Source organism: Oscillatoria salina IIICB1, from assembly GCF_020144665.1.
Lineage (GTDB): Bacteria > Cyanobacteriota > Cyanobacteriia > Cyanobacteriales > SIO1D9 > IIICB1.
In genome coordinates this window covers 16,573-41,747 of sequence record NZ_JAAHBQ010000019.1, presented here as the reverse complement: position 1 = coordinate 41,747, position 25,175 = coordinate 16,573, and the positions used below count along the sequence as shown (strand labels likewise).

At 41.3% G+C, this 25,175-nt stretch carries 27 protein-coding genes and 2 tRNA genes; 21 read left to right on the top strand and 8 right to left on the bottom strand.

The features are described from left to right. Positions 1–32: 32 nt before the first annotated feature. Positions 33–1,034 carry a sugar transferase gene (locus tag G3T18_RS07350; RefSeq protein WP_224409892.1) on the top strand — a complete coding sequence of 334 codons (1,002 nt, stop codon included), beginning with the start codon at positions 33–35 and terminating at the stop codon, positions 1,032–1,034. Beyond that, the gene (locus tag G3T18_RS07345; RefSeq protein WP_224409891.1) at positions 1,024–1,500 is read left to right on the top strand and encodes an ATP-binding protein; all 477 of its coding nucleotides are present in this window, start codon (positions 1,024–1,026) and stop codon (positions 1,498–1,500) included. Before G3T18_RS07350 ends, G3T18_RS07345 begins: the two co-directional genes overlap by 11 nt. 62 nt (positions 1,501–1,562) lie before the next feature. Here the strand turns inward: G3T18_RS07345 and G3T18_RS07340 are convergent, their stop codons facing one another. Together G3T18_RS07340 and G3T18_RS07335 are read right to left on the bottom strand one after the other, a co-directional pair. Then, entirely contained in the window at positions 1,563–2,453 is an 891-nt protein-coding gene (locus G3T18_RS07340) for a hypothetical protein (protein ID WP_224409890.1), read from the bottom strand. A gap of 70 nt (positions 2,454–2,523) precedes the next feature. Next, positions 2,524–3,036: a hypothetical protein gene (locus G3T18_RS07335; protein WP_224409889.1), complete on the bottom strand. Its 513-nt coding sequence runs from the start codon at positions 3,034–3,036 to the stop codon at positions 2,524–2,526. A gap of 298 nt (positions 3,037–3,334) precedes the next feature. Between G3T18_RS07335 and G3T18_RS07330 the strand changes: the two genes are divergently transcribed. The 7 genes from G3T18_RS07330 to G3T18_RS07300 all read left to right on the top strand — a co-directional run bounded on the left by G3T18_RS07330 (position 3,335) and on the right by G3T18_RS07300 (position 7,788). After that, positions 3,335–4,564, top strand: coding sequence for a glycosyltransferase family 4 protein (locus tag G3T18_RS07330; protein ID WP_224409921.1), 1,230 nt, complete (start codon positions 3,335–3,337; stop codon positions 4,562–4,564). Between the two features lie 36 nt (positions 4,565–4,600). Beyond that, positions 4,601–5,209 carry a bis(5'-nucleosyl)-tetraphosphatase (symmetrical) YqeK gene (gene yqeK / locus G3T18_RS07325; protein ID WP_224409888.1) on the top strand — a complete coding sequence of 203 codons (609 nt, stop codon included), beginning with the start codon at positions 4,601–4,603 and terminating at the stop codon, positions 5,207–5,209. Positions 5,210–5,305: 96 nt separating this feature from the next. Continuing rightward, the gene (gene rsfS, locus G3T18_RS07320; RefSeq protein WP_224409887.1) at positions 5,306–5,752 is read left to right on the top strand and encodes a ribosome silencing factor; all 447 of its coding nucleotides are present in this window, start codon (positions 5,306–5,308) and stop codon (positions 5,750–5,752) included. Then, entirely contained in the window at positions 5,749–6,246 is a 498-nt protein-coding gene (locus tag G3T18_RS07315) for a CGLD27 family protein (protein WP_224409886.1), read from the top strand. The genes rsfS and G3T18_RS07315 overlap by 4 nt, the downstream gene beginning before the upstream one ends. A gap of 63 nt (positions 6,247–6,309) precedes the next feature. Next, positions 6,310–7,263 carry an asparaginase gene (locus tag G3T18_RS07310; RefSeq protein ID WP_224409885.1) on the top strand — a complete coding sequence of 318 codons (954 nt, stop codon included), beginning with the start codon at positions 6,310–6,312 and terminating at the stop codon, positions 7,261–7,263. A 77-nt stretch (positions 7,264–7,340) separates the two neighbouring features. Beyond that, positions 7,341–7,414: transfer RNA gene (locus G3T18_RS07305), tRNA-Met, on the top strand. Between the two features lie 300 nt (positions 7,415–7,714). Further along, positions 7,715–7,788, top strand: a tRNA-Met gene (locus tag G3T18_RS07300). Between the two features lie 181 nt (positions 7,789–7,969). Here the strand turns inward: G3T18_RS07300 and G3T18_RS07295 are convergent. The 3 genes from G3T18_RS07295 to sfsA form a co-directional block, all read right to left on the bottom strand. Continuing rightward, positions 7,970–8,899 carry an NAD(+) kinase gene (locus G3T18_RS07295; protein WP_224409920.1) on the bottom strand — a complete coding sequence of 310 codons (930 nt, stop codon included), beginning with the start codon at positions 8,897–8,899 and terminating at the stop codon, positions 7,970–7,972. 61 nt (positions 8,900–8,960) lie between these two features. Next, on the bottom strand, positions 8,961–9,605 hold the full coding sequence (locus G3T18_RS07290; protein ID WP_224409884.1) for a DUF1795 domain-containing protein: 645 nt from the start codon (positions 9,603–9,605) through the stop codon (positions 8,961–8,963). A 178-nt stretch (positions 9,606–9,783) separates the two neighbouring features. Continuing rightward, positions 9,784–10,551, bottom strand: a complete 768-nt coding sequence (gene sfsA, locus G3T18_RS07285) for a DNA/RNA nuclease SfsA (protein WP_224409883.1) — start codon at positions 10,549–10,551, stop codon at positions 9,784–9,786. Positions 10,552–10,749: 198 nt separating this feature from the next. Between sfsA and murJ the strand changes: the two genes are divergently transcribed. The 4 genes from murJ to G3T18_RS07270 all read left to right on the top strand — a co-directional run bounded on the left by murJ (position 10,750) and on the right by G3T18_RS07270 (position 15,174). Then, positions 10,750–12,363, top strand: coding sequence for a murein biosynthesis integral membrane protein MurJ (murJ, locus tag G3T18_RS07280; protein WP_224409882.1), 1,614 nt, complete (start codon positions 10,750–10,752; stop codon positions 12,361–12,363). After that, positions 12,353–12,478 (top strand): hypothetical protein, encoded by a 126-nt coding sequence (locus G3T18_RS25445; RefSeq protein WP_263480313.1) that lies wholly within the window; start codon positions 12,353–12,355, stop codon positions 12,476–12,478. The genes murJ and G3T18_RS25445 overlap by 11 nt, the downstream gene beginning before the upstream one ends. A gap of 136 nt (positions 12,479–12,614) precedes the next feature. After that, a complete protein-coding gene (locus G3T18_RS07275) occupies positions 12,615–14,573 on the top strand; it encodes a CASTOR/POLLUX-related putative ion channel (RefSeq protein ID WP_224409881.1) in 1,959 nt (652 codons plus the stop codon). A 319-nt stretch (positions 14,574–14,892) separates the two neighbouring features. Further along, positions 14,893–15,174, top strand: coding sequence for a hypothetical protein (locus G3T18_RS07270; protein WP_224409880.1), 282 nt, complete (start codon positions 14,893–14,895; stop codon positions 15,172–15,174). Here the strand turns inward: G3T18_RS07270 and G3T18_RS07265 are convergent. Further along, the gene (locus G3T18_RS07265; protein ID WP_224409879.1) at positions 15,171–15,956 is read right to left on the bottom strand and encodes a DUF3891 family protein; all 786 of its coding nucleotides are present in this window, start codon (positions 15,954–15,956) and stop codon (positions 15,171–15,173) included. The genes G3T18_RS07270 and G3T18_RS07265 overlap by 4 nt on opposite strands. A gap of 144 nt (positions 15,957–16,100) precedes the next feature. Between G3T18_RS07265 and G3T18_RS07260 the strand changes: the two genes are divergently transcribed. Then, positions 16,101–16,847: a Mut7-C ubiquitin/RNAse domain-containing protein gene (locus G3T18_RS07260; RefSeq protein WP_224409878.1), complete on the top strand. Its 747-nt coding sequence runs from the start codon at positions 16,101–16,103 to the stop codon at positions 16,845–16,847. A gap of 75 nt (positions 16,848–16,922) precedes the next feature. Here G3T18_RS07260 and G3T18_RS07255 read toward each other — a convergent pair whose 3' ends face one another. Beyond that, positions 16,923–17,525: a PNPOx family protein gene (locus G3T18_RS07255; protein ID WP_224409877.1), complete on the bottom strand. Its 603-nt coding sequence runs from the start codon at positions 17,523–17,525 to the stop codon at positions 16,923–16,925. A gap of 186 nt (positions 17,526–17,711) precedes the next feature. Between G3T18_RS07255 and G3T18_RS07250 the strand changes: the two genes are divergently transcribed. The 6 genes from G3T18_RS07250 to minE all read left to right on the top strand — a co-directional run bounded on the left by G3T18_RS07250 (position 17,712) and on the right by minE (position 23,468). After that, positions 17,712–18,782, top strand: a complete 1,071-nt coding sequence (locus G3T18_RS07250; protein WP_224409876.1) for a YheT family hydrolase — start codon at positions 17,712–17,714, stop codon at positions 18,780–18,782. Between the two features lie 162 nt (positions 18,783–18,944). Further along, a complete protein-coding gene (locus G3T18_RS07245) occupies positions 18,945–19,607 on the top strand; it encodes a TRADD-N-associated membrane domain-containing protein (RefSeq protein WP_224409875.1) in 663 nt (220 codons plus the stop codon). A 296-nt stretch (positions 19,608–19,903) separates the two neighbouring features. Then, positions 19,904–21,226, top strand: coding sequence for a four-carbon acid sugar kinase family protein (locus tag G3T18_RS07240; protein WP_224409874.1), 1,323 nt, complete (start codon positions 19,904–19,906; stop codon positions 21,224–21,226). 130 nt (positions 21,227–21,356) lie between these two features. Further along, positions 21,357–22,232 (top strand): septum site-determining protein MinC, encoded by an 876-nt coding sequence (gene minC, locus G3T18_RS07235; protein WP_224409873.1) that lies wholly within the window; start codon positions 21,357–21,359, stop codon positions 22,230–22,232. A 21-nt stretch (positions 22,233–22,253) separates the two neighbouring features. Next, positions 22,254–23,051, top strand: a complete 798-nt coding sequence (minD, locus tag G3T18_RS07230) for a septum site-determining protein MinD (RefSeq protein ID WP_224409872.1) — start codon at positions 22,254–22,256, stop codon at positions 23,049–23,051. A gap of 123 nt (positions 23,052–23,174) precedes the next feature. Continuing rightward, complete coding sequence (gene minE / locus G3T18_RS07225) at positions 23,175–23,468, top strand: cell division topological specificity factor MinE (RefSeq protein WP_224409919.1); 294 nt, start codon at positions 23,175–23,177, stop codon at positions 23,466–23,468. On the opposite strand, the gene G3T18_RS07220 is transcribed toward minE, so the two are convergent. Further along, the gene (locus G3T18_RS07220) at positions 23,465–23,677 is read right to left on the bottom strand and encodes a hypothetical protein (protein ID WP_224409871.1); all 213 of its coding nucleotides are present in this window, start codon (positions 23,675–23,677) and stop codon (positions 23,465–23,467) included. The two genes, minE and G3T18_RS07220, sit on opposite strands and share 4 nt — an antisense overlap. A 359-nt stretch (positions 23,678–24,036) precedes the next feature. On the opposite strand from G3T18_RS07220, the gene thrB reads away from it, so the two are divergent. After that, entirely contained in the window at positions 24,037–24,957 is a 921-nt protein-coding gene (gene thrB, locus G3T18_RS07215; RefSeq protein WP_224409870.1) for a homoserine kinase, read from the top strand. The last annotated feature ends 218 nt before the right edge of the window (positions 24,958–25,175 follow it).

Sequence of the window (25,175 nt, the reverse complement as noted above, 5' to 3'; positions counted from 1 at the left end):
GGAAATGAGCCAGAGTAAGTAGCGGGTTGCTGATGATTAGTCAAACTCCAGAAGTAGATTTCCCCATTACTTTCTTTGAGGACACTGCGGTCATGGAACTGCCACACAGAATTGCGGTACTAGAAGCAGTTGCCTTTAAGAAAGCCTTTCAACATTTACTGCTTTTGAAAGATGCACTTCCAGAACAAATTGTTCTTGATTGTAACAAAACCACATTCATAGACAGCAGTGGGATTGGTGCCTTAGTAAGTAATCTTAAACTTGCTCGGGAAAAAGAGATAAAATTAATACTTCAGAACGTGCATCCGCCAATGATGGCAGTTTTATCGATCACCGGACTGGATCGGACTTTAACCATCAAATCCCCCGTCCAAGATCCCAGCGCAAGTCCCAAAAAATTATCAGAGAAGCATCTACCCACTACTCATCCTTCGGTACGTTCCTGGGTAAAACGAAGTATAGATATTGTTGGCAGTATCATCGGTTTAGCAATTACCGGGGTGTTATTAATCCCGATCGCGATCGCCATCGAGATCGATAGTCCAGGACCACTTTTTTTTGGACAAACTCGCTGCGGTTGGATGGGTAAGCGATTTAAAATTTGGAAATTTCGCTCGATGTGCGTCAACGCCGAAGCGATGAAAGCTAAAGTCAAGAATCAAGCCAGTGGTGCAATTTTCAAAAACGAAAACGATCCCCGCGTTACTCGTGTTGGGCGCTTCTTAAGACGTACCAGTCTCGACGAACTGCCTCAATTCTGGAACGTTCTTAAAGGAGAAATGAGTTTGGTCGGTACCAGACCACCAACTCCCAACGAAGTTGATATCTATGAAGTTCCCGCATGGCAACGTTTAGATGTTAAGCCAGGAATGACAGGTGAGTGGCAAGTCAACGGGCGATCGCAAGTAAAAAATTTTGAAGATGTGATCGAACTCGACCTCCGTTATCAGCAAAATTGGAGCCTAATGTACGACTTTAAACTGATTGCGAAAACAATTTTGATCTTGTTTCGGAAAAATAGTGGTGCTTATTAAATCAATTCCCGAGCAACGGTTTCAACTATTGCTTAATCGTCAACCGAGGCAAAATTTACACTTCCAGGTGCAGACTGAAATAACGGAATTAAACCGAGTTTTATCTTGGTTTGAAGAAACTACTGCACCATTTTTACCTGAAGAATGTTTGTGGCAGTGCAAGTTGGCTCTCACTGAGGGTTTTACCAATGCGGTTCTCCACGCTCATTCCGATCTACCTCCAACTACGGCGATCGATTTGGAAGTAACTATTCTGACTAACTATCTCGAAATCCGTATTTACGATTGGGGAAAACCTTTCAATTTGAAAGCCCAACTTCACACTCAAAAATTAGACAATAGCGAACCCTTGATGAAAGAGGGAGGCAGAGGACTTATTTTTATGCACGAAGTAATGGACAAAGTTAAATACATCCGAATGCCTAACCGACGTAATTGTCTAATTTTGCGGAAAAATCTTGGTTAATCAAACCGTTAACAACTTAGTAGTGGGTGAATTGTTTAGCCCACTACTAGAAAAATTTTGCTTTAAATTTCTGCCGCCGCTCTTTCAATTAACCGACGAGCCAAAGTTTGGGTTCCTGTATGTTCGTAGTAGTTGGTACTTAAGTCGAGGAAAGCAGCCAAATAGTCTAACTTATCGTCGGAAAATTCGACAAAATTTTGTAGTTGGTTGGCAACTTTTTGCGGAGTCAAATTATGATTATTTACGAAACCACCCATCCAGCCTTTTACCGAGTCGAAGCTACGACCGATAAAGTTTAATTTCCCTGAGCTATTTTCTCCAGGAATCGAATCACTAACTTGGGAAAAAGTAGCATTCTCTTCTAAATCTCGCGGACTAATGCGGTCGATCGTCGCTTGTGTTTGCTTAATGAAATCAGGTCCGAGAGGAATTAAACCATCAAAACAAACTAAAGCCGCCATTCGCATCAAAGATTCGCCACTATATTCGCCCAAGGACTTGACAAAATCGCCAATACTGTCTCCAGGAATGCCATTGATTTGACAGAAAGCAACTAACTCAACCACTAACTTAAGAGCAAGGTCGATTGATTGAGCTTTATCAGCCTTCGGCGTAACGCGATTGAGAAGCCCACCAATTAAAGGAATTTTGTCTCCAACTTTATTAGCCAAAGCAGCAGTTGCCAAAGCTTTATCAGTACGATCGACAGTGCGATAGAGCCACATTGCTCGCTGATAACCTTGAGATTTGTCATTATAAAGCCAGATCGCGCGATCGCCGATTTGCTGAATTAGTTCTTCATCAGTTTCGCCCGTGACTTTACGGATCGTATTTTCAAAACCAACCGTATTATCCCAATGACCGGGAACGATAAAATCGAGCGCTCTTAAAGCACGAACTGTTAAATTATTGGTTGGTAGATCGTCAACCAAGCGAAAAATTGCTTCGCTCACTTGAATTACTCCTTAAACGCAGTATGTAATGATTTTTTTGAGAAGAGGTTGTTTTAATGAAAGCAGTTAGTTATTGCAATCGAGCCAAACTGCTCAGGTCAAATTTAGTTAACCAATCAAGGCGATCGCTAGCGCTAAAAGCTGGATCGCGGCTTTGTACTTTCACTTGGTAGCGATTGGATACTAAAATCGCAGTACCCGTACTTCCTTGACTAGCTGCTGGATAGCCAGCGATTGTCTGATTGCTATTCTCAAACTTGTTGGTAGCACTAGGATTATTAACAGTATCAGAAATTGATAACACTGCCACTTCCTGACCATCGCGTTTCAGTTTCGCTTCGGCAAAACCTTTTTTCTCTTGGGTGTAAACCAGATCGTAACCTCCCGCAGCTTTCGGGAAAAACTTGTTAAATTGACCGCCAGCTACCGATTCTTGAGAAACAGAACTAGCACCCCGTTGAGTGCTTTCTTGTTGAGCTCGATCGAAACGAGAAGGAGGTTCGCTAGCACAAGCAGTAAATAATAGCAAGGCAGCTAGCAATAAAGGAGCAAAAATTTTTGGCAAACGTTTAAAGAACTTCATAAACATACTAATTGTCATCACCAATGCTTTTAATTTTGACTTGTAACCAGAAAAGTTCCCTATCCCAACAGACAGGTTTTTTATTGTTAGGGAGAATAAATTACCCGATCTCTAGTTCTGGGGCAAGTATAAGTCAACAGAAAGCTAAAACCCAAAAATCTAACTAATCTTTATAAGTTGTTAAAGAATGCCAAATTTTACTTTCACCAATGCGATCGTCTTGCAACAGTGTGGGTACCCTGTAATCGGGTGACTATTCTTGCTGACCAAAAATCAACAAATCGACCTAGACTGTAGTATGCGCATCCTCATTTATTCCTACAACTACTACCCAGAACCAATCGGTATTGCCCCGTTAATGACGGAACTAGCAGAAGGTTTAGTCAAACGGGGTCATCAAGTGCGAGTAGTCACCGCTATGCCTTGGTATCCAAACAGCGAAATTTATGATGAATACAAAGGCAAATTGTATCTCACCGAACAACTTAATGGCGTTAAAGTACAGCGCTGTTACGTGAGGGCTAGTCCGCAAAGAAATTTTCGCAATCGAGCCTTATTTGAAATTAGTTTTGTGATTCTTAGCTTTATCCAAGCACTCTTTGGTCCTCGTCCAGATGTAATTCTGCTGACAGTACCGGGACTACCAGTGGGCGTACCTGCGGCAGTGTTGGGATGGTTGTATCAGGTTCCAGTAGTTTTAAATCTTCAGGATATTCTTCCCGATGCTGCTGTTCATGTGGGACTACTGACAAACAAAAAACTAATTCGCATTTTTGAAGGTTTAGAAAAATTTGCCTATCGCATTGCTACAAAAATCAGCGTGATTTCTGAAGGTTTTGTGGATAATCTCCTGATGAAAAAAGTTCCCGCAGAGAAAATTACGCTGATTCCTAACTGGGTAAATGTTAACTTTATTAAACCCTTACCGGAGGAAAACAATACCTTTCGTCAAGAACATTACCTAGAAGGTAAGTTTGTCATTATGTATTCAGGAAATATTGCCCTGACTCAAGGTTTAGAAACTGTTATTGAAGCAGCTAGTCAGTTACGAGATCTCGAAAAGATCGAATTTGTGATTGTTGGCGAGGAAAAAGCTTTAGCCAGACTGGAACGACGGTGTAAGCGATGTGGTGCGGATAATGTCTTACTTTTACCTTTTCAACCCCGCCCTCGACTACCAGAAATGTTAGCGGCGGCGGATATTGGTTTAGTGGTGCAAAAGCGCAACGTAATTGCTTTTAATATGCCTTCTAAAATCCAAGTGTTGTTAGCTAGTGGTCGAGCAATTATCGCTTCTGTTCCAGCCACGGGGACTGCTGCTAAGGCAATTAAAGCTAGTGGAGGGGGGATTGTGGTTCCGCCCGAAGATCCCCAGGCACTTGCCAATGCAATTAAAGAATTATATTTCAATCCAGAGAAAGTAGCTCAATTGGGTAAGCAAAGCCGAGAACACGCGATCGCTAATTATTCGTTTGAGTCGGCTTTAGAACGCTATGAGCAACTTTTTCTAGCTGTTACTCAAGGTTGATCTACAATAAAAACAATTTTGCAGCGAAAAAATTTTATGGCTTGTCAGCGCGAACAGGTATTAGCCTGGTTAGCAGACAATGTACCTGCTTCAAGAATAATCCATATCCAGGGCGTAGAAAATATGGCTTCAGATTTAGCTCGATGTTACCAGTTGGACGAGCAAAAAGCAGCCAAAGCAGGTTTGCTACATGATTTGGCAAAATATTTTCCGCCTACTCGCTTATTAGAAATTGCTCGTGCAGAAAAAATAGCCATAGATTCGATCTGCGAGGCTAATCCTCACTTATTGCACGCCGATGTGAGTGCGATTATCGCCAGAGATAAATTTGGTGTTGAGGATGAAGAAGTTTTAGCCGCAATCCGCAATCATACTTTGGGAAATGCTGAGATGAGTGACCTAAGTTGTATTCTTTATGTAGCTGATGCCTTAGAGCCAAGTAGAGGCGAAAGTGCAGAACTAGAGGCAATCCGTCAAGTCAGTCGGAAAAATTTGTATCAAGCTGTTTGGCAAACCAGCGATCTCTGTCTACGTCATTTACTCGCGAAGAAACGAGCGATTCATCCGCGTACGATTTTTACTCGTAATTGGGCTTTAGCTAAGATAAAACTAGCCAAAAATAAAAATCTGCTTCAAGCTGACTAACAAACAAGCGATCGCTACTATCATAGAAAGCATCAGCAACCGATCGCTTAAGAGACTTTCCTTGAAGCTGAAAAAGTTTAGTAATTTAAAGATTGAATGTCAGAAAATCATCAACACAATCTCAATAAATATTCGCCTACCGCGATCGCCCGTGAGGCAAGAGAACAGGATACCAGCAAAAACCTAGCGATGACTATTGCAGCCGCCGCAGATGACCGCAAAGCAGGGGATATAGTTATCCTGGGTGTTGAAGAAGTTTCCTATATCGCTGATTACTTCACCCTTGTAACGGGTTATTCTAAGGCGCAGGTACGCGCTATTTCTGACTTGATTCAAGAAAAGGTCGCAGAAAATTGGCAGCGTCGTCCCCTGCGAATCGAAGGACAAACTGAAGGAAGTTGGGTGTTACTAGATTACGGTGAAGTCATCGTTCACATTATGCTGCCTAAAGAAAGGGAATATTACAACCTGGAAGCTTTTTGGGGACACGCTGAAAAACTAGAATTTTCTAGTCTCGAAGGTAGTGGGAGCAATAATCAATGAAGCAATCTTTTGTTTCTGTTTGTCCGGTTCCCAGCGAACAACAACCACTGAATGAGTACGAACAATTAAAAGATTCTTGGTTTTATAGTTGGGCAAAACTTGATTTATTAGCTTATTGGCGGAAATTAGCTTGGGTTTGGCTGTGGGGCTGGATTGTCGCTGGACCGATCGCGGCGGCTAGTTTTACACCAGAAAAAGATCCGCTTAAATTTGCCCTTTGCGGTGCGGCTGGTGCAGGGGCATTGGTGACACTGATTGTCCTGCGGCTATACTTAGGCTGGCGCTACATTCGCGATCGCCTTCAAACAGAAACGGTATTTTATGAAGAGTCCGGCTGGTACGATGGTCAAAGCTGGCAAAAACCAACTGAAGTCTTAGAACGCGATCGCCTGATTGTTTCTTACCAAGTTCAGCCAGTTTTGCTTCGCTTAGAGCAAACTTTCGCTATTTTTACCTTGCTCATCGTTAGTGGTAGTTTACTTTGGTTACTGTAGGCAAGTTAAAAATTGTAACAAAGACTTCGATTTCATCAGATCAAAAATGTTAAAAACGAACGCATGACAAGGGGAAAAAGAACTCAAGCACCAGAACTAGAAGTTCATTTACTGCGGGAAGGAATTGTTGAATCCACCCATCGCGTTACTGCCGCAGTTTGTGACGAGCGAGGGCGTGTCTTATCAGTAGCAGGTAATGCCGCAACTGCTTCCTTCGTCCGTTCGGCATTGAAACCTTTCCAGGCTTTGGCAGTGGTTACTTCTGGTATCCCAGAACGTTACAATCTCACTGACAAAGATTTAGCGATTATCTGTAGTTCTCACCAAGGTACGGTAGAACAAGCTCGACAGGTATTTAATATTCTTTGGCGTTGCGATCTCGATCCTAGCGCCCTTCAGTGTCCGATTCCAGCTAATGCTCAAAGCCCACTGCAACATAATTGTTCGGGAAAACACGCGGGAATGTTAGCTGTCTGCAAACAACGTCAATGGTCTCTCGAAGACTATTTACAGCGCGATCGCCCAGTGCAAAAGTTAATTTTGAGCAAAATAGCTGAGTTACTCCGGATGCCCGGAGAAGAGTTTATTAGCGCCCACGATGACTGCGGTGCGCCAACTTATTTTCTGGAGCTAGGACAAATGGCGGGACTATATGCTCAACTAGCGTCGGGAAATAGTTTAGATCTCGAACGAATTGTCCGGGCGATGACTTATCATCCAAGGATGGTAGCTGGAGACGGTGCTTTTGATACTGAGTTAATGCGTTTAACTGAAGGTGAATTGGTGAGTAAGTCGGGCGCAGAAGGTATTCAATGTATTGGGCGAGTTGGCGAGGGTATGGGTTTAGCTATTAAAGTGGCTGACGGTGCAAAACGAGCTAAATATGCTGTCGCAATTCATTTACTCAGGCAAGTTGGCTGGATTAGTCCTTCTGTATCCGAAGAGCTAGCAGAAATGTTTATGAATCTGGGTAAGTATAAGCGTTTGGAAGTGATGGGCGAACTCTCGATGCTTTAAGATTTCTGTCCGATGCAAACTAATTTGGGATAAAAGTTGTTATTTAGCTTACTTGTTTGTTATACTAAGAAAAACGACGCGGGATAGAGCAGTCTGGTAGCTCGTCGGGCTCATAACCCGAAGGTCGGTGGTTCAAATCCGCCTCCCGTTACTCATCAGGAAAAGCCTGTCACTGGTTCAAGGTGGCAGGCTTTTTCAGTGAACAGGGAACAGTTATCAGTTATCAGGGAACAGTTATCAGTTAGCAGGGAACAGTTATCAGTTACAAGTTTATCCCCGTTGTCCCCCCAATCCCCAATCCCCAATCCCCAATCCCCAATCCCCAATCCCCAATCCCCAATCCCCAATCCCCAATCCCCAATCCCCAATCCCCAAGATTTCTGACCGATACAAATTAATTTGGTATAAAAGTTGTCATCTAGCTTACTGTTTGTTATAGTAAGAAAGGCGACGCGGGATAGAGCAGTCTGGTAGCTCGTCGGGCTCATAACCCGAAGGTCGGTGGTTCAAATCCGCCTCCCGCCACTAAGCAAAAAAAGCCTGTCACCAATTAGGGGTGGCAGGCTTTTTTAGTTATCACGTAGCCGCATCAGTTTGTCTTGTCTCCCAATCCCCAGTCCCCAGTCCCCAATCCCCAGTCCCCTGTCCCCAGTCCCCAGTCCCCTGTCCCCAGTCCCCAGTCCCCAGTCCCCAGTCCCCAGTCCCCTCATTTCCCATTAATGCGGTAACTTTCAGTGTAGGGGACTCTCGCTCCCGCCCATTGTAATTTTTCGCGTAGAGTTTGGTAAAAAGAGTGATTTTCGCGAAGAATAATAAATTTAGCTTGACAATCAGCCATGCGGACAGAAACACGCTGTCCGGGCCAAATACTGGTAGCTAAAACGCCGTCAGTCCAAAGTTTAGTATTCAGTTCGTAGTCTCCGAGAGGCCAAACATTAACTACCGAACCCGAAGGTAGAATCAAAGAGCGACTAGAAAGACTTAGAGGACAAATTGGAGTAATGGCGATCGCCTCCATTCCTGGGTGCATAATCGAACCATTAGCCGAAGCAGTATAACAAGTCGAACCTGTAGGAGTCGCTACCAATAAGCCATCACCGTGATATTGATCGACTACCTCCCCATCAACCTCCATTTCTAAGATTGACGTGGGCATTCGGTCGATGCTAGCAGGTTTAATACACATTTCATTAAGACAGAGAAAGCGATCGCTTTCAAATTCAGGTTCGAGGCGATCGCCTGATAATAAACGTGCTTGCAACATCATTCGCCTTTGAACTGCATAGCGATCTTCTTGCAAACGATCCAAAACTTGCTCGAAATCCTTAAACTCCTCAAAAGGTTCGGTAAGAAAACCAAGATGTCCGCCGACGTTAACTGCCAAAATGGGAATTCCTTCGGGGGCTAAATGCCTCGCGGCGGCTAGCGCACTCCCATCACCACCTAAGACTATTCCTAAATCGATTTGCGAATGGCTAGAAGCGAGAAACACCGGATAAGGATTATCCTTAAAACCACTCGGTCCCATCAATACTTGACAAGAACGTGCTTCTAGAAAAGCGGCACATTTTTCCGCCCAAGCTTTACCTTGGGAACTTCCTGCTTTGTGTACGATAATGACTTGCTTAAGCTGCACGATCGCTGTCCTTCTTATTCTTTCTTGGTCATCGAGCAATTAGCAATCGAACCATAGTTATTCAAGAGGTAATTTTCAAAGTCCTCATGCTTTTCTCGAAATCTGGCAAGCGTCGCTCAAATTGCTCTGCTGTGGTCGTATAGGTAACGATCCAAAAAGTATCGTCATTTTTAATAGTATAGAAAAGTTGTTTGATCCTAGTTTGATTGATTTCCGCTTCCGCGACAATACGTCCGGCTTGATAATCTTCTAGAGAGAGCAACTTTTGATCCTGAATACGATACAGCGAGGATAGTTGAGTAGTTAGCCGATCCAAATAATCTTCTATTGTCTCCTCTGGAGCAGAGCGATCTGTAGTGATATTGACATTTGTGGGGATTTGGGCTTTTCCACTGGTACGATCGAAAGCTAAAAGCGCGATCGCGTGAGAGTTTTGTTTGATTTCGGTAATTTTTTCTTCGTAAATGGGAGCGATCGTTTTCAGTTGGCTAGTAATTTCGTCGATTTCTGTGCGAGGATTCCCACCAAAATAATCTTGAGGTAATTCTAAAACAACTCCGTTACCGGAGATTTCGTGCCAACTTGCTTGAGGAATTTCTATCTGGGCTTTAGTTTCTTGGGCTTGAGGGACAACGGAATTGCACCCTGCTATCCCTGTCAGTAGCAATAGTAGATAAATAAGTAGGTTGTTAATTTTTTGTGTCATTAATGCTCCCGATGTAGAAAATCATTTCCGACAAATTTCCTGTCCCAAAAGTTAACCCGCGTTGGGAAAGTTTATTTCTCCCGCGATTTTACTTTTCGGGGCATAATCAAGATTTTCTTGGTATTTTACCGGACACGATCTCAGCTATTGAACGCTAATTATTTTATTTTACTATTGTCTAACTTAATTCTCTCTCCTGTTTAATTTTCTTTGGTTGGGGATCGGGTTGTTGGAGCAACAAATCTGCTTTTCCTAAATAGGAGATTGCTTTGGGCGTAACTTCAAAGCGTAGAGGTAAAACTTCTAACCCTCGCGCGATCGCCTGACGCAATAATTCTCCGTAAACAGGATCGGCAATTTCTCCCGGAGCAAAGCTGGTACAATCGCTGCGATTGATAAAATAAAGCATTACTGAACGAAATTCGGGTAGTAATTCGACTAACTCTTGCAAATGTTTTTGTCCTCTCGTCGTTACTGTATCGGGAAATAAAGCTAGTTTGCCTTGCGCCCAAGTGACATTTTTTACTTCTAAATAAATATTTTTTTGACTGCTAGGAAGAAAGAAATCGACACGACTTTTTTTGTTTTTTCCATAAATAACTTCGGGAAGTATTTGAGTATAACTGTCAGCTAATTCAGGAAATAATTGCCTTTCTAAAGCCAGTTTCACAACTCGATTCGGCAAATTTGTATTAACTCCTACCCAAGTTCGCTCCAGTTTAATCATTTCCCAGGTATAAGCTAACTTACGTTTAGGATTATCGCTTTTTGATACCTGTACTAAACTCCCAGGAATACACACATCAGTCATTGGACCTGTATTTGGACAATGAGCAGTAATAATTTCTCCGGAAGTTAGTTCGATATCGGCGAAAAAGCGCTGATAACGTTTGAGCAAAATTCCACTCATTAGAGGGGGATATTGATAAATTAGCTGAGAAGTCATTATGGAAGATAAATTTTAGTTAATTTAACTTGAAGATTAGGGCTAGATCGGGTTAAGCGGTATTTTTTCAGGAGTGAGTAGTCAGCGATCGCCACCACTAAACCAAAGCTAAAAAAATCTTCAGTAGCGATCGTTGACTTTAACGCGATTAAATGTAATGTATTGAAGGACTTTAGTGAGATCCTATTGTAACTGCTTGTGGCTGTAAACAAGAAACCAACTCGTTCTCTAGCTAGCATTGCCTCGATTGTGGCAGCAGCGACGCTAATTAGTAAAGTATTTGGCTTATTTCGCGAACAAGCGATCGCGGCGGCTTTTGGTGTCGGTCCGGTGGTTAATGCTTATGCTTTTGCTTACGTGATCCCCGGCTTTTTACTGGTTTTGTTGGGCGGGATTAACGGTCCGTTTCATAGTGCTTTAGTCAGCGTCTTAGCTAGACGCAACCAATCAGAAACAGCACCAATTGTCGAGACAGTAACGACAATAGTCGGTGGAACTTTGTTGTTAGTGGCGATCGCGCTGTATGTTTTTGCCCCGACTTGTATCGATCTTGTCGCCCCTGGTTTAAGCGCTACGGCTGAGGGCTTAGAAGTAAGGAATCTTGCTATCCTGCAATTACAAATTATGGCTCCTTTAGCAGTTTTAGCAGGATTAATTGGCATTGGTTTCGGCACTCTCAACGCCTCAGATCGATATTGGCTACCTAGTCTCAGCCCCGTATTTTCCAGTTTGGCAATTTTGCTTGGGATTGGTTGGTTAGTCTTTTTCCTCGGTGTAGATATTAACGCTCCTCAGTATCTTAAATTTGGGGCAATTTTACTCGCCGGAGCAACTTTAGCTGGCGGAGTTTGGCAATGGTTTGCTCAATTAATCGCCCAATGGCGATCGGGTTTGGGGACATTACGCTTGCGCTTTAACTTGGGTAATTCTGGAGTCAAAGAGGTGATGAAAGTGATGATTCCCGCCACTTTTTCCTCCGGAATGCTTCACGTTAATGTTTATACGGACTTATTTTTCGCTTCCTACATCGAAAATGCGGCGGCAGCGCTACGCTATGCCAACTTTATCGTCCTCACACCCCTAGGCATTATTTCTAACATGATTTTAGTGCCGATGCTGCCGATTTTTTCTCGACTTGCCGCCCCGGAAAATTGGCAGCAACTCAAAATCCGCATTCGTCAAGGTTTATTGCTGACTGCCTTGACAATGTTACCTTTAACTGCTTTATTTGTTGCCCTCGGATTTCCCATTGTGCGAGTAGTTTACCAAAGATTTGCCTTTGGCGAGGAGGCATCGGCGATCGTCGCACCCGTATTAATTGTTTATGGTTTAGGGATGTTCTTTTATCTGGGTAGAGATGTTTTGGTGAGAGTCTTTTATGCTTTAGGAGATGGCAAAACTCCTTTTCAAATCAGTATGGCAAATATTTTGCTTAATGCTGTTTTAGATTATTTTTTAGTTCAAGCTTTTGCTACACCTGGTTTAGTGCTAGCAACTATTGGGGTAAATGTTACTTCAATTATTGTGATGTTAGCAATTTTACACCGTCGCTTAAATGGTTTACCTTTACTAGAGTGGAGTTTGATTTTATTAGCTTTAACTGGAGGTAGTTTAGTTGCTGGCTTAGCGAGTTTTAGTGCTAGTTGGAGTTTTGCTTCTGCTTTTGGTACGGATACTTTTCTGCTGCAATTGTTACAATTGGGAATTGGTACGATTGTCGGTTTAGGAATTTTTATCTTGTTTGTGACGCAGTTAAGATTACCCGAAGTAGACATTTTAGTTGCTAGGGTAAAACAAAAATTTGGCAAATAACTTTGGACGAGAGATTTTCGACTACATAGAAATTAGCAGCGATCGCCAAGCTCGCTTTTTCCTAACTAAGCTAAAACAGCTTCTAGCTTTTGCCCCTAAACTTAACTATTTTTAGCTATAAATGTCATCAAAAATTGAATTTTGTCTTTGAAAAAATTAATTAGAGAAAAAACACTTTCCTGATTTCTTGTTTCACGATAAAATATAAAGATCGAAACTAAACTTGTGTTTTGAAAAAAAATTACTCGCTTATGGATTCCCAAGACAACTTATCCTTGAAAAAGCGCCTCCGCTACCAATTTGATAATTTTATGTCCCAAGGAGGCTTTGCTGTTTTCTTAGCATTATTATCAGCATTTTTCGCCGCTTTTGTCCTCATGACTTTAGTTCGCTATATGGTCGAACTAATATTCCCCAATGAAGGTTCTCCCGATATTCTTTGGGAAGTATTTGTGCAACTTATTGGCTTAAGAGATGTAGGAGATGACGCTAATTTTGCAGCTAAAATTGTCGGAGTATTCGCCATTTTTATTGGTTTAATTTTCTTTTCCAGCCTGGTTGCTTTTGTCACCCAAACTTTTGAAGAACAACTATTAATGTTGCGTAAAGGCAAGAGTATTGTTGTCGAAAAAGACCATACTTTAATCCTTGGGTTTACTGACAGAATTAGCGATATTATCGAAGAGTTAATAGTTGCTAATGAATCAGAAGAAGATGCGGTAATTGTTATCCTAGCTGAAGAAGATAAAGAAGTAATGGATGATTTTTTTCGGAACAATATAGCTGACTTTAAAACAACTCGTTTAGTTACTCGTAATGGTTCAGTTACTAACTTAAAAAATCTCAAAAAAGTAGGAGTAAATGATGCCAAATCAGTAATCATTTTGAATGAAGCTAAAGGTGCAGATTTGGAAGATTTTAAAAGTTTATCGGATTCGAGAGTAGTTAAAGCAATCTTAGCAGTCGTCGCCGCTAATGAAGAAGTAAAATTGCCATCAATTGTTGTAGAAATACATTCAGAACAATATCGCCGTCTCGCCGAAACGATAGCTCCCGGAGTGGTCACTACTCTTAATGAAGCTGATATTTTAGCTCGTATTTTAGTCCAAACTTCACGCAATGTCGGATTAGCAACAGTTTATTTAAACTTAGTAGGTTTTGAAGGAAACGAGTTTTATTTTTATCGTCCAACCTTGGGTTGGAAAAATATATCTTTTAGTAAATTACAGTTTCATTTACCAGGTACTATACCATTGGGAGTACGTCAAATAGATGGAAGTTTAATGCTAAACCCCCCCAAAGATTATGTCTTAGCTAATAATGACGAAGCGATTGTTTTAGCAGAAGATGACTCCGCAATTGAATTTTATCCCGAACCTACAGTACAACCAAGAGAAATTGGTTATCAAGATGAGTTAAAAGTTGCCGAGAGAAAGATGGAAAAGTATCTTTTAATTGGTTGGAATAACAAAACTGCAATTGCTTTAGGAGAATATGCTAAGTATGTAATTCCAGGTTCTCAAGTTAATCTGGTAGTCAGAGATTTAACTGACGAAATCAAAGCTAAATTTGACCAAATTGCTAAAGCTTATCCGGATGTTAATTTACAGGTAAAAGAAGTAAATGTTGATTCTATTGAACAATTAAAAACTCTCTGTCCCTATGAGTTTGATAGTATCGCAATTTTGGCGGGAAGCGGTAAAAAAGCCGAAGAAATAGATGCCAAAACTCTAACAATTTTGTTAGAATTACGGCAAATCTTCCGAGAATATACAGCTCAAACTGCCAACAAAGTAATGACGGACTTGATTGCCGAAATTATTAATACCGAAGATACTGACTTGGTTGTGAAGGCAGGTGTTAAAGATTTTCTGTTGTCGAATCAGTTTGTTTCTAAAATTTTAGCTCAGGTTTCACAAGAACCTGATGTTATGTCAATCTATCTCGATTTATTTTCGGCGGATGGAAGCGAACTTTATATTAAGCCAATTTCTCTGTATTTTCCAGAAGAAGTGGTCAGACAAGTGACTTTTGCTGATTGCGTACTTGCGGCTCAATCGCGAGATGAAATTTGTCTTGGTGTGAGAATTAATTCAGAAATTGGGATTAGAGAAAAAAATTACGGGATTAATTTATTACCGAAGTTAGACCGACGTTTGTTTCTTTCTCTCGATGATGCTTTGATTACTTTAGCTGAGGATGAAGGTTAGCCTTAACACTGGAAAAGAGTATACCGCGCTAAGTCGTGGGATTTTCGGATCTAGTCTAGTCCAGTATTTTCGGCTTGCTGTTTTCACCAAGTTCGGGGCTGTGTGAAGTAGCCTATAAGAGTAGCGTGTCAGTAGGAGAGGCTATGCTGGAGACTGATTGTTACCTCAATTACCGAAATTCGGGCGATCGCTGATGTAGAGATATGTAGGGAAATGGTTCCTTAAATTTTAGTAATTTCCCGGATCGCCAAAACTCGATTTCTTAGCGAGAATGAAGGCAAATACCTCATAAACCAAATTTTAAACTTAATCTACTGCTATGTTGAGAAAAATAATTTTCGCGCTGGTTGGACTAAATTTAGCTTTACTGCTTACTTTAACCACAACTTCGGCTCAAGCTACAAATACCGATATAACTACTTATACCTGGGACTTTGCCCGTATAGGTAGCAGTCATTTAGTTTGTCAACAAATAGTTGTTCGTCCCAAAAACCAAACTTTACCTAATTCAGATAAACAAGCGGTAACTATTCGCACTTCGGTTGTCTCTCCCAGTTATTGCGCCGATCTTACTAAACCCCAATTAGACAATTATAATTAATTTGGTTTCAAAGTAAGCTGACGAGTAACCGATCTCGCACTCCTCAAAGCTTCTCGCATTGCTGTCTCGTCAGTAAACTTTTCTTGCAGTAGTTTTCCTTCTATGACCAAGTCAATCTCGCTTTGCTGAAAACACCAAGGCGAGATTTTTATTTGCTTGGGCTTATCTTCTGTCCTTGTTAATTTTAAGCTAGTTTCGCCTCTAGAAGTCGGAACTCCACTAATTTCTTGCTCGCCGACAAATCCTTCGCAAAACATAATTGAGAGTCCATCCCATACCCCAATTAATTTTTGGTTGCGCTTAATCCTTTCTGGTTTTGAATCCTTAGCATAAAACTCATCATTTGTCAAGCTCGCCAAGATTTTTGCTTGAAAAATAGATTCTTGCTGCAAAAAACCTTCCACGAGACGAGAAGCTTGAGGAGAATTTTCCCAACTGCGATAGCGATCGTAAAGTCGCGTACCATGAAGTGAAACCAGTAATGCGACGTATCTCCCAAATTGTGCTGCGAGGTGTTTTGCACTCGTCCAAATTTCCAAATGTACGGAAGTAGGAAGTTGTGAAAAGCGATAAGGATAACCTGTTTGCGGGTTCAAAGTCGGATTTTGTTCCCAATGTAACCAACCAATATCATGTTGTTCGGCAGCTAAACAAACCTCTGTAGCAGGGGCAAACTCGCCAAACGTTTCATTTCCCCAAACTCGCGCTAACTGACCAGAAATCCAAGCGTGATGGTTTTGGGTAATGCAAATCAAACCGTCTGGTTGGCGCGAATGCAACATAATTTTAACACAAAAAGTTATTTAGGAATCAAACTTACTCTTCTTTTTCATGAGTGCTGAAGAGCCACAACTAGCTACACCAGCTTTTCGACGAGAAGAGGGCTAAACTACAGGCAAGCAAATCAATTTTAGCAGTTTTTCGCTATGGGTACAGCCGAGTTTCAATTCTTCGCCGAACTCAACTACTTTTTAGCGCCGTCGCAAAAAGGTGTCAAGTTTTCCCATTATTTCAAAGAAAGGGGTTCAATTAAAGATACCATCGAGAGTCTTGGCGTTCCCCATCCCGAAGTTGACTCCATCGTCGTCAATGGTGAGTCAGTAGATTTTTCCTACTTGATTGCGGATGGCGATCGCATCCAAGTTTATCCTATTTCGACTCAAAATAATTCAACCGTCTCTCTTCGACCTCCTTTAGCCGAACACCCTACTTTTGTCTTAGACGTTCATCTTGGTAAACTATGTTCATCCTTACGGATGTTAGGCTTCGATACTCTCTACCGCAACGACTACGACGATGAAGAATTAGCCACAATTTCTGCTGACAAAAATCGCATTCTTCTCACTCGCGATAAAGGTTTATTAATGCGGAGTATCGTCACCTATGGTTATTACGTTCGTTCAACTAAACCCGAACAACAATTAACTGAAGTAATGCAACGTTTCGACTTGTTTCAATTAGTCAAACCATTTCAACGTTGCATTCGCTGCAATGGTCAATTACAAGCAGTGGAAAAACAAGCAATTAGCGCAGAAATCCCACCGACAGTTAGATTGGAAATCGAAGAATTCCATCGCTGTCAAGACTGCCACCAGATTTATTGGAAAGGTTCTCATTACGAGAAAATGCAAAAATTTATCAACCAAGTTTTGGACTCAAAACCTAGTTTATAGATGGCATCTGAAATAAAATTGACCGCTAATATTTGTGTATTCAATCTCGCAAACTGAATGAGGATAAGCCAAGTTTTAAGGAATCAACCAACTACCTTGAAATTCTGACTTCTTCCACTGAAAGCAAGCGCGATAATTACCTTCTGAATGAAGATGGAGAAAATCAATTTTATCAATTACAGTTTGAATAACCGCAAAATTTTTTCTTCCCGCCGCCACTTGTTCGAGATTGGTTAAATTTGCTGTTTCAACTTTCTTGATTAATCCCGAACTAGGTTTTTCTACTACAGTATTTGGTGCAACTGGCTTCAGATAAATTTTCAAACTTTGAGGATTACTATTTTCCCAAACCCAGTTAGCTAATTCATCATCAAAATGCAGTTTAGCTTCACCCCAAAAACGCACTTGTTGTTTACTACTTCGATCCCAAAATAACCAACCTATCCGAGAACGATCGCCAAGATCTTCTATTTTACCAGCGCGGCGATCGGAATGAAACAATAAACTACGAGATTCTCGTTCAGCAAATCGTAAAATTACCGTTCGTAAGTTAACTTCCTTACTTCCTACTGTAGCAAAACTAGACACATGATAAGGATGATCGGCTTGAGTTGCACCTAATTCTACTTGTTCCCAAATATGAGCAAGTAGTTCATTTAATTGCGAATAGCGTTTCATTAGCAAAAATTATATCGAGCGGTAGATAATATTCTCAAATAAACTTGCTCGATTATCTCAAAAATCTTACCATAGTTTTATTTAAACTATCACAACTTGAATTGGAGAGCAAGTATTTAGTAAGATAATCGCTATCGGATCGGGTAAATTCGTTTGCGCGATCGCCAACCTCTAACAGCTACAAAAATGATTTATCCGGAATACGAACCACCCAAAAGTTTAAAAAATGGTTTACTGATGACCATTTATACCTCTAAATACGCTTCCCGTAACTGGGAAAAGAAGATTAAGCTTCCCGAACCAGATTATAGCGAACATATATTTATCGGTGCAGAAAATGTCCCGATTTACGGTATTGTTGCTATTCCCAAAAAGCCTCGCGGGACAATTATTGGTACTTATGGAATTACGGGAAATCTCGATAATCAATGGTTTCTGAGAATTTGGGGACGGAAAGCTTATGCTAATAATTATGCCGTGGTTTTGTTCGATTGGCGAGCGCATGGTAAAACTGCTGAGTTATCGCCAACACTTACTTCTGATGGTATCTATGAAGGAGAAGATTTTGTTCGCATTGCCGCAGCAGCAAAAGCAATAGGTTGTCCTGCACCTTTTTGGTTTACTGGTTATTCTTTAGGTGGACAATTAGCACTGTGGGGTGTAAAAGCCGCAGCGAATCTTGCTAGTTGGGGAAAGGATTTAAATTTAGTTGAGTCGGAGATTCAAGGTGGTGCGGTAATTTGTCCTAGTCTCGATTCTAATCGTTCTTTAACTTATTTGGAAAATCATCAGTGGGGTAAGTATTTAGAAAAGTCAATTGCACGCAATCTCCGCAAAATTGCTTGGCAATTTGCTCAAAATTATCCCGATAAAATAGATTTGACTGCGATAAAACGGGTTAATAGTATTCGTGGTTTCGATCGCGAGTTGGCGATTAAACCACTCGGTTTTGCTTCTACTGAAAATTATTACCATGCTAGTAGCCCGATGCAAATTTTACCTCAATTTACTAAGCAAACTTTAATTATTTATGCTGCTGACGATCCTTTATTCGATCCGACAATTATACCTGAATTAGAGAAGATTTGTACTCGAAATTCAGCTTTAGATTTGATTTTAACTGCTCGTGGGGGTCACGTAGGTTATATTAGTAGCAAAGCTTGTCAACATAGTACAAAAGATCCTGATTGTTGGTGGGCTTGGAATCGGGTTTTACAGTGGTGTGAGAAAATGTCGAAGCAGGCGATCGCTGTTTAAGAACAAGTGTTAAATTAGGTAATTGTCTTGTAATGTCAAAATTTCGCCAATCTAGGAGTTTTCTAAGCAAAAATTCTCATTATTCTCTCCCTTGGTTAGGTTGCTAATGAGACGCTATCTGATACACTAGCTCTGTAATTTCTCCAACAGAATTACAAGCTTATGGAACCTGTTTCTTTGACGACGCTGGTAGGTGCAAGTCTAATTTTTATGGTAATTATCTTGGCTTTTACGGCTGGACTTGCTGGTTTGTTGAGTATTTATGAGCAGAAGAAGTTAATCAAAGAGAAAAAGGAAATTAAGGAGGAAATTGGCGATTATTTAGGTCTTCTGAATAGCGATACTGCCGATATTTTGGCTTTGATGCGTCGCAATGTTAATGAGTTGAAGGAAGCTTATGTGATTAGCAAGCAACAAGTGAGAAATATCTTTTCTACTGGTTTATTTGTTTGCTGTCTTGGTTTTATTATTTTTGCTACGGGAATTATTGTTTCTTATTCTCAAGGTAGCTCTAAAACTTTGATTTATTCTACGGTTTCTGGCGCGATTGTGGAAGTGGTTGCAGGTATTTTGTTTGTGGTTTACGGTAAATCTTTAGAACAGCTTAATAGTTTCCACAAAAGTTTACAGGAAAATCATAAGCTACTTACATCTTTGCACGTTGTCGATCGCGTTTCTGATGCTAATAAAGATGCTGTTTATGCTTATATCGTCCAAAATGCCCTGGGAAAAAATATTTCTGCCGATTATAGTCTCATTACTAGTTCGATAAAATCTAATCTTGATTTTAATGCTCCAGCGACGCGCGATCGCTATTCTTATTGAGTATAGTTTGTTACTTTAGTTTTGGTGTTTTTGCTCGCGATCGCTATCGTTTTGGAGATAATTTTTCGGCGATCGCTTGCTAGAAAAGATTTTTTCTGCTATTATTTTTGTATAATGGAAATATTCTTATTTATTTAACACAAAACCCACTGATATTATACAAAAAAGTATAGCAAAAAAGAAAAAATAGTGCAAGGAGAGGAACAAACTTTCCAGCCATCGAGAAAAAATAGTGACTTCCCAAGCCCAACCAAGGGAGGTAAAATAGAGAGTCTGGCGATCGTGGGGAATGCACAATGTCAAATCAAACAAAAATAATCGTATTAGATGACGATCCAACAGGTTCTCAAACCGTACATAGCTGCTTATTACTGATGCGTTGGGACGTAGAAACATTGCGTCTGGGGCTAGCAGACGACTCACCGATATTCTTCATTCTCACGAATACCAGAGCGCTGACACCAGAGCAAGCAGCAGACGTTACCAGAGAAGTATGCCACAACTTGAAACTTGCCCTCGAAGCAGAAGGAATCGAAGAATTTCTCATTGTCAGCCGTTCCGATTCTACCTTACGAGGACATTATCCAATTGAAACTGACATAATCGCCGAAGAACTAGGCGAATTTGACGCTCATTTTCTAACTCCTGCCTTTTTTGAAGGAGGACGAATAACTCGCGACAACATTCATTACCTCTTAATTAATGGTATCGAGACACCAGTACACGAAACCGAATTTGCTCGCGACTCGGTTTTTGGCTACAAAAATAGTTACCTTCCAGCCTATGTAGAAGAAAAGACCAAAGGAAGAGTACCAACCGAAAAAGTACAACAATTTTTATTAGGAGACATTCGCAAAGGTAGCCGAGAGCGATTAATGAGTTTAAGGGGGAATCAATGCTGCGCTGTCGATGCTACAAATCAAGGAGATTTCGATATTTTTGCAGCCGACGTTCTCGCAGCCACAGCCGCAGGAAAACGCTTTTTATTTCGCAGTGCTGCCAGTTTGTTAACTTCTTTAGCCAACTTAGACAAACAACCTGTTGCTGCTACAGATATGTCCCAGTATAAAAGAACTGCAAAACCGGGAGTTGTTTTAGTGGGTTCTCACGTGAAGAAGACTACACAACAACTAAAACAATTGCTCGAAGAATCAGATGTAGAAGGAATTGAAGTTAAAGTAATTCGTTTGCGAAATTTGTCATCCGAGCGAGCTAAAATCTTGGCAGAAACTCTAGAAAAGGTCAAAGTAAGTTTTGACGAAGGAAAAACTCCAGTAGTTTACACCAGTCGTCAAGAAATCACCTTTATTAACGCCCAAGAACGTTTAGAATTTGGGGCAAAAGTTTCTGCATTATTAATGGATGTCGTCAAAGGATTACCTGAAGAAATTAGCTTTTTAATTAGTAAAGGTGGAATTACTTCCAACGACGTTTTGAGTAAAGGTTTAAACTTGAGATTGGCAAGACTTCTTGGTCAAATTTTACCGGGATGTTCGCTTGTTCGGACTCCAGCCGAACATCCGCAATTTCCGAATTTACCTGTGGTATTATTTCCAGGCAATGTCGGAAATACTGAAGGGTTAGTTACGGTTTATCAGCGCTTAAACAACAGTAATTAGAGATTGTTAACTGAGAAAAGAAATTTAAGTTAGCACTTGCCAATTCCAACTACAGTACCACGGGTTTTGACAAAATTGTTGCCCAACGTCAATTTTGGACATACTCGCCGTTATTAACTATCAACCATCGATGAACAACGAACAATCTAGTGAAAATTCAATCTCTGTTAATCAAACTACAGAAAGTGATACCAAGGAAAGTGAAAAGACAAACGAAGAATCAATTTCACTGACAGAATTAACAGATGAACTCTTGGAAACAGAAACACCGAGAAAACTAAATCCGTTTTCGCAATTACGTTTGAAGCAAGAAGGCTCGCGGATGAAATTAATTTTACCCACTGAAGCTCAAACGCCTGTAGGTACAGATTGGTCAGAAGTTTGGTTAGAGTTAAAACAGCGTTTAAATGGACAAGAACCTTTTTGGCAACCAGAAACAGAAGTAATTTTGATCGCCCAAGATCGGTTAGTAGATGCTAGACAACTGCAAGCGATCGCTGATGCCTTAGATGAATTTCAACTACGATTGAAAAGAGTAGAAACCTCTCGCCGTCAAACCGCAGTAGCAGGTGCAACGGCTGGTTATTCAGTGGAACAAGTAATTCCTGCCGCTCCGCTAACAGCACAACCAGAAACAAATCCTGAAGCAACTAGCGAACCTTTGTATCTGAAAACTACAGTGCGATCGGGTGTGGAAGTACGCCATCCAGGTACAGTAATCGTGATGGGCGATCTCAATCCTGGAGGTACAATTATCGCCACAGGCGATATCATAGTCTGGGGTCGTCTGCGAGGAATTACCCATGCAGGAGCATCGGGCAATCGAGAATGTCAAATTATGGCATTGCAAATGGAGCCAACGCAGCTACGAATTGCCGATGCGGTTGCCAGAGCGCCAGCAAAATCACCAGATCGATTCGATCCGGAAATAGCTTATGTCACCGCCGAAGGAATTAGGATTAAGCCAGCAATGGATGCTATGAAAAGTTATTCTTTCTCCAAATAATTAATCACCAAGCAATCAGTTATGAGTCGCATTATCGTAGTTACCTCCGGTAAAGGAGGAGTGGGTAAAACAACTGTTACGGCAAACTTAGGCGCGGCGATCGCCCAACGGGGACGAAAAGTTGCACTTGTAGACGCGGATTTTGGTTTGCGGAATCTGGATCTGCTGCTGGGGCTAGAAAATCGGATTGTCTACACGGCGGTGGAAGTGATGGCGCGCGAATGCAGATTGGAACAGGCATTGGTTAAAGATAAACGCTTAAATGGTTTAGTTTTGCTACCTGCGGCACAAAATCGTAACAAAGAATCAATCACTCCCGAACAAATGAAATTGCTGGTTAATGCCTTAACCAAACGTTATGAATATGCGATCGTTGATTGTCCGGCAGGTATTGAAATGGGCTTCCGGAATGCGATCGCTGCTGCCTCAGAAGCTATTATTGTTACTACTCCCGAAGTAGCCGCAGTTAGAGATGCCGATCGCGTTGTGGGTTTACTCGAAGCTCACGGCATCAAACGGATTCATCTCATCATTAACCGTTTGAAGCCAGAAATGGTTCAGCTTAACGATATGATGAGTGTAGAAGATGTGCTAGAAATTCTTGCCGTTCCTTTATTAGGAATTATTCCTGACGACGAAAGGGTAATTGTCTCTAGTAATCGAGGCGAACCTCTGGTGTTAACTAATGATTCGAGTTTGCCAGCGATCGCCTTTAATAATATCGCTCGTCGTTTAGAAGGTGAAAAAGTTCCTTTCCTGGATTTCATGGCAGCCCACGATAACCTTTTAAACCGCATTCGACGTTTTTTCCGCAGTTAAAATATTTCAGTTGTTCTCGCTGCTTTCAAAATTAACTCTCTCTTCGTCATCGAAGTTACCAAACCTACCTCTATATTGCCATCCGCCTGACCAAAAATAAATGTGAAGCAAACCTACCAGCCCATGATTAGCGAACTGATCGAAAAAATTTTCAAGTGGAAAAGTGCTGCCAGTAGCAGCATGGAAGCCAAGCGCCGCCTAAAGTTGGTCATTGCCCACGATCGGGCTGGTTTGAGTCCGGAGGCGATAGAATCAATGCGCAAAGAAATTTTAGAGGTGGTTAGCCGCTATGTGGATATTGACACCGAAGAGTCAGAATTTGCCCTCGAAAGCGATCGACAAATGACAGCATTAATCGCTAATCTTCCGATTCGGCGAGTGAAACCCACTGAACAAATTCCTTCTCTGTCGGATTAAGGAACTTCTACCGCAGGTAGATTCGGGTATTCTTGATTGGAAAGTAACTGTTGAAGCGAGCCATTTGTAGTTAATAATGCCATCAAAATTGCAAAAGCAAGAAAAATTAACCAAGGTTGACCTTCACTGTCGCGAGATCCTCGACAACGATTGCAACCACAGCAACAACAACATTGGTTTTGGTGGCGATCGCTAGATCCATTTGCCATTTTTTTACCTCTGACTATCTATATAAATTTCTCTGTTGGTTGCTTCGGTATACTCACCAACGCAACCTCAGATACATAGAATAAATATTTTGTCAAGCTTATTGAAGAAAAATTAAGTCAAATTGTTTCCCGCACGGGAACTGTTTAAGCTAAATAGCAGCAGAAGTTCTTCCTGTTAAGACACTCTTCGCAAGCTTTTTATTTGCATCGGGAAAAATTAGTCAGCAAACATTTATCAGTTATCAGTTATCAGTAGAGATTGGAGACAAGAAGCAATTAGCGAATAAACTGTTCACTGTTTACTGATAATTGAACTCCCAATCCCCAATCACCAGTCCCCAATCACTTAATCTAAAACTATGGCTGTTGTTTCTACTGTTACGGTTAAAGTTCCTGCGACAACTGCAAATCTCGGTCCCGGTTTCGACTGTCTGGGGGCGGCGTTGACGCTATATAACGAATTTAAATTTACTTTGGCAAACCAATCTAGTCCAGCATTACAAATTCAAGTTACTGGAAAAGAAGCCGAACGAGTTACTACTGATGCGAGTAATTTAGTTTATAAATCTTTTGTTGAATTTTACCAATATTTGGGCAAAACTCCACCCGCAGTAGAGATCGAGATTAATTTAGGCATAGCTTTAGCTAGAGGTTTAGGAAGTTCTGCAACCGCGATCGCTGGGGGTTTAATGGGTGCAAACGAATTAGCCGGAAAACCTTTAAACCAATCAGAGATCGTTAAATTAGCGATCGCGATCGAAGGTCATCCCGATAACGTCGTTCCTGCATTAATTGGCGGTTGTCGCCTCGCCGTTCAAAGCCTTGATAACTGGTCAATTTGCCAAATTCCCTGGCATCAAGAGATTATTCCCGTTGTCGCCATTCCCGACTTTGAATTATCTACAGAAGAAGCGCGATCGGTATTACCGCAACAAATCAGCCGTGTCGATGCAATTTTCAATGTTTCCCGTCTCGGCTTACTTTTACGCGCCCTCGAAATCAATCAACCAGATTGGCTAGAAGTTGCTCTGAACGATACCATACATCAGCCATATCGTCAAGGATTAATTAAAGGTTACGAAACACTACATTCTGCTGCCATATCTGCTGGCGCATACGGAATGGTTATTAGTGGGGCGGGACCCACTTTACTCGCTTTAACCAGCCCCAAACGCCAAGAAGCAGTCGCTGAGGCAATGATAGCAGCTTGGCAAACCCAAGGAGTAACTGCCGAAGGTATGTGTCTTTCCCTCGATACCCAAGGGGCTGTTAGCAGTTAGGGATTGGGGAGGAGGGGATTGGGGATTGGGGATTGGGGAGGAGGGGATTGGGGAGGAGGGGATTGGGAATTGGGAATTCAGTTATCAGTGAACAGTGAACAGTTTGCTATCCGCTTCCTCCTTGTCTTCCCTCTCTTCCTTGTCTCCAACTTTTTTCTCAATACCTCTTTACAGTTGTTAATAAAAGTTAATAGAATAGGGAAGAAGCGCTAGGCATA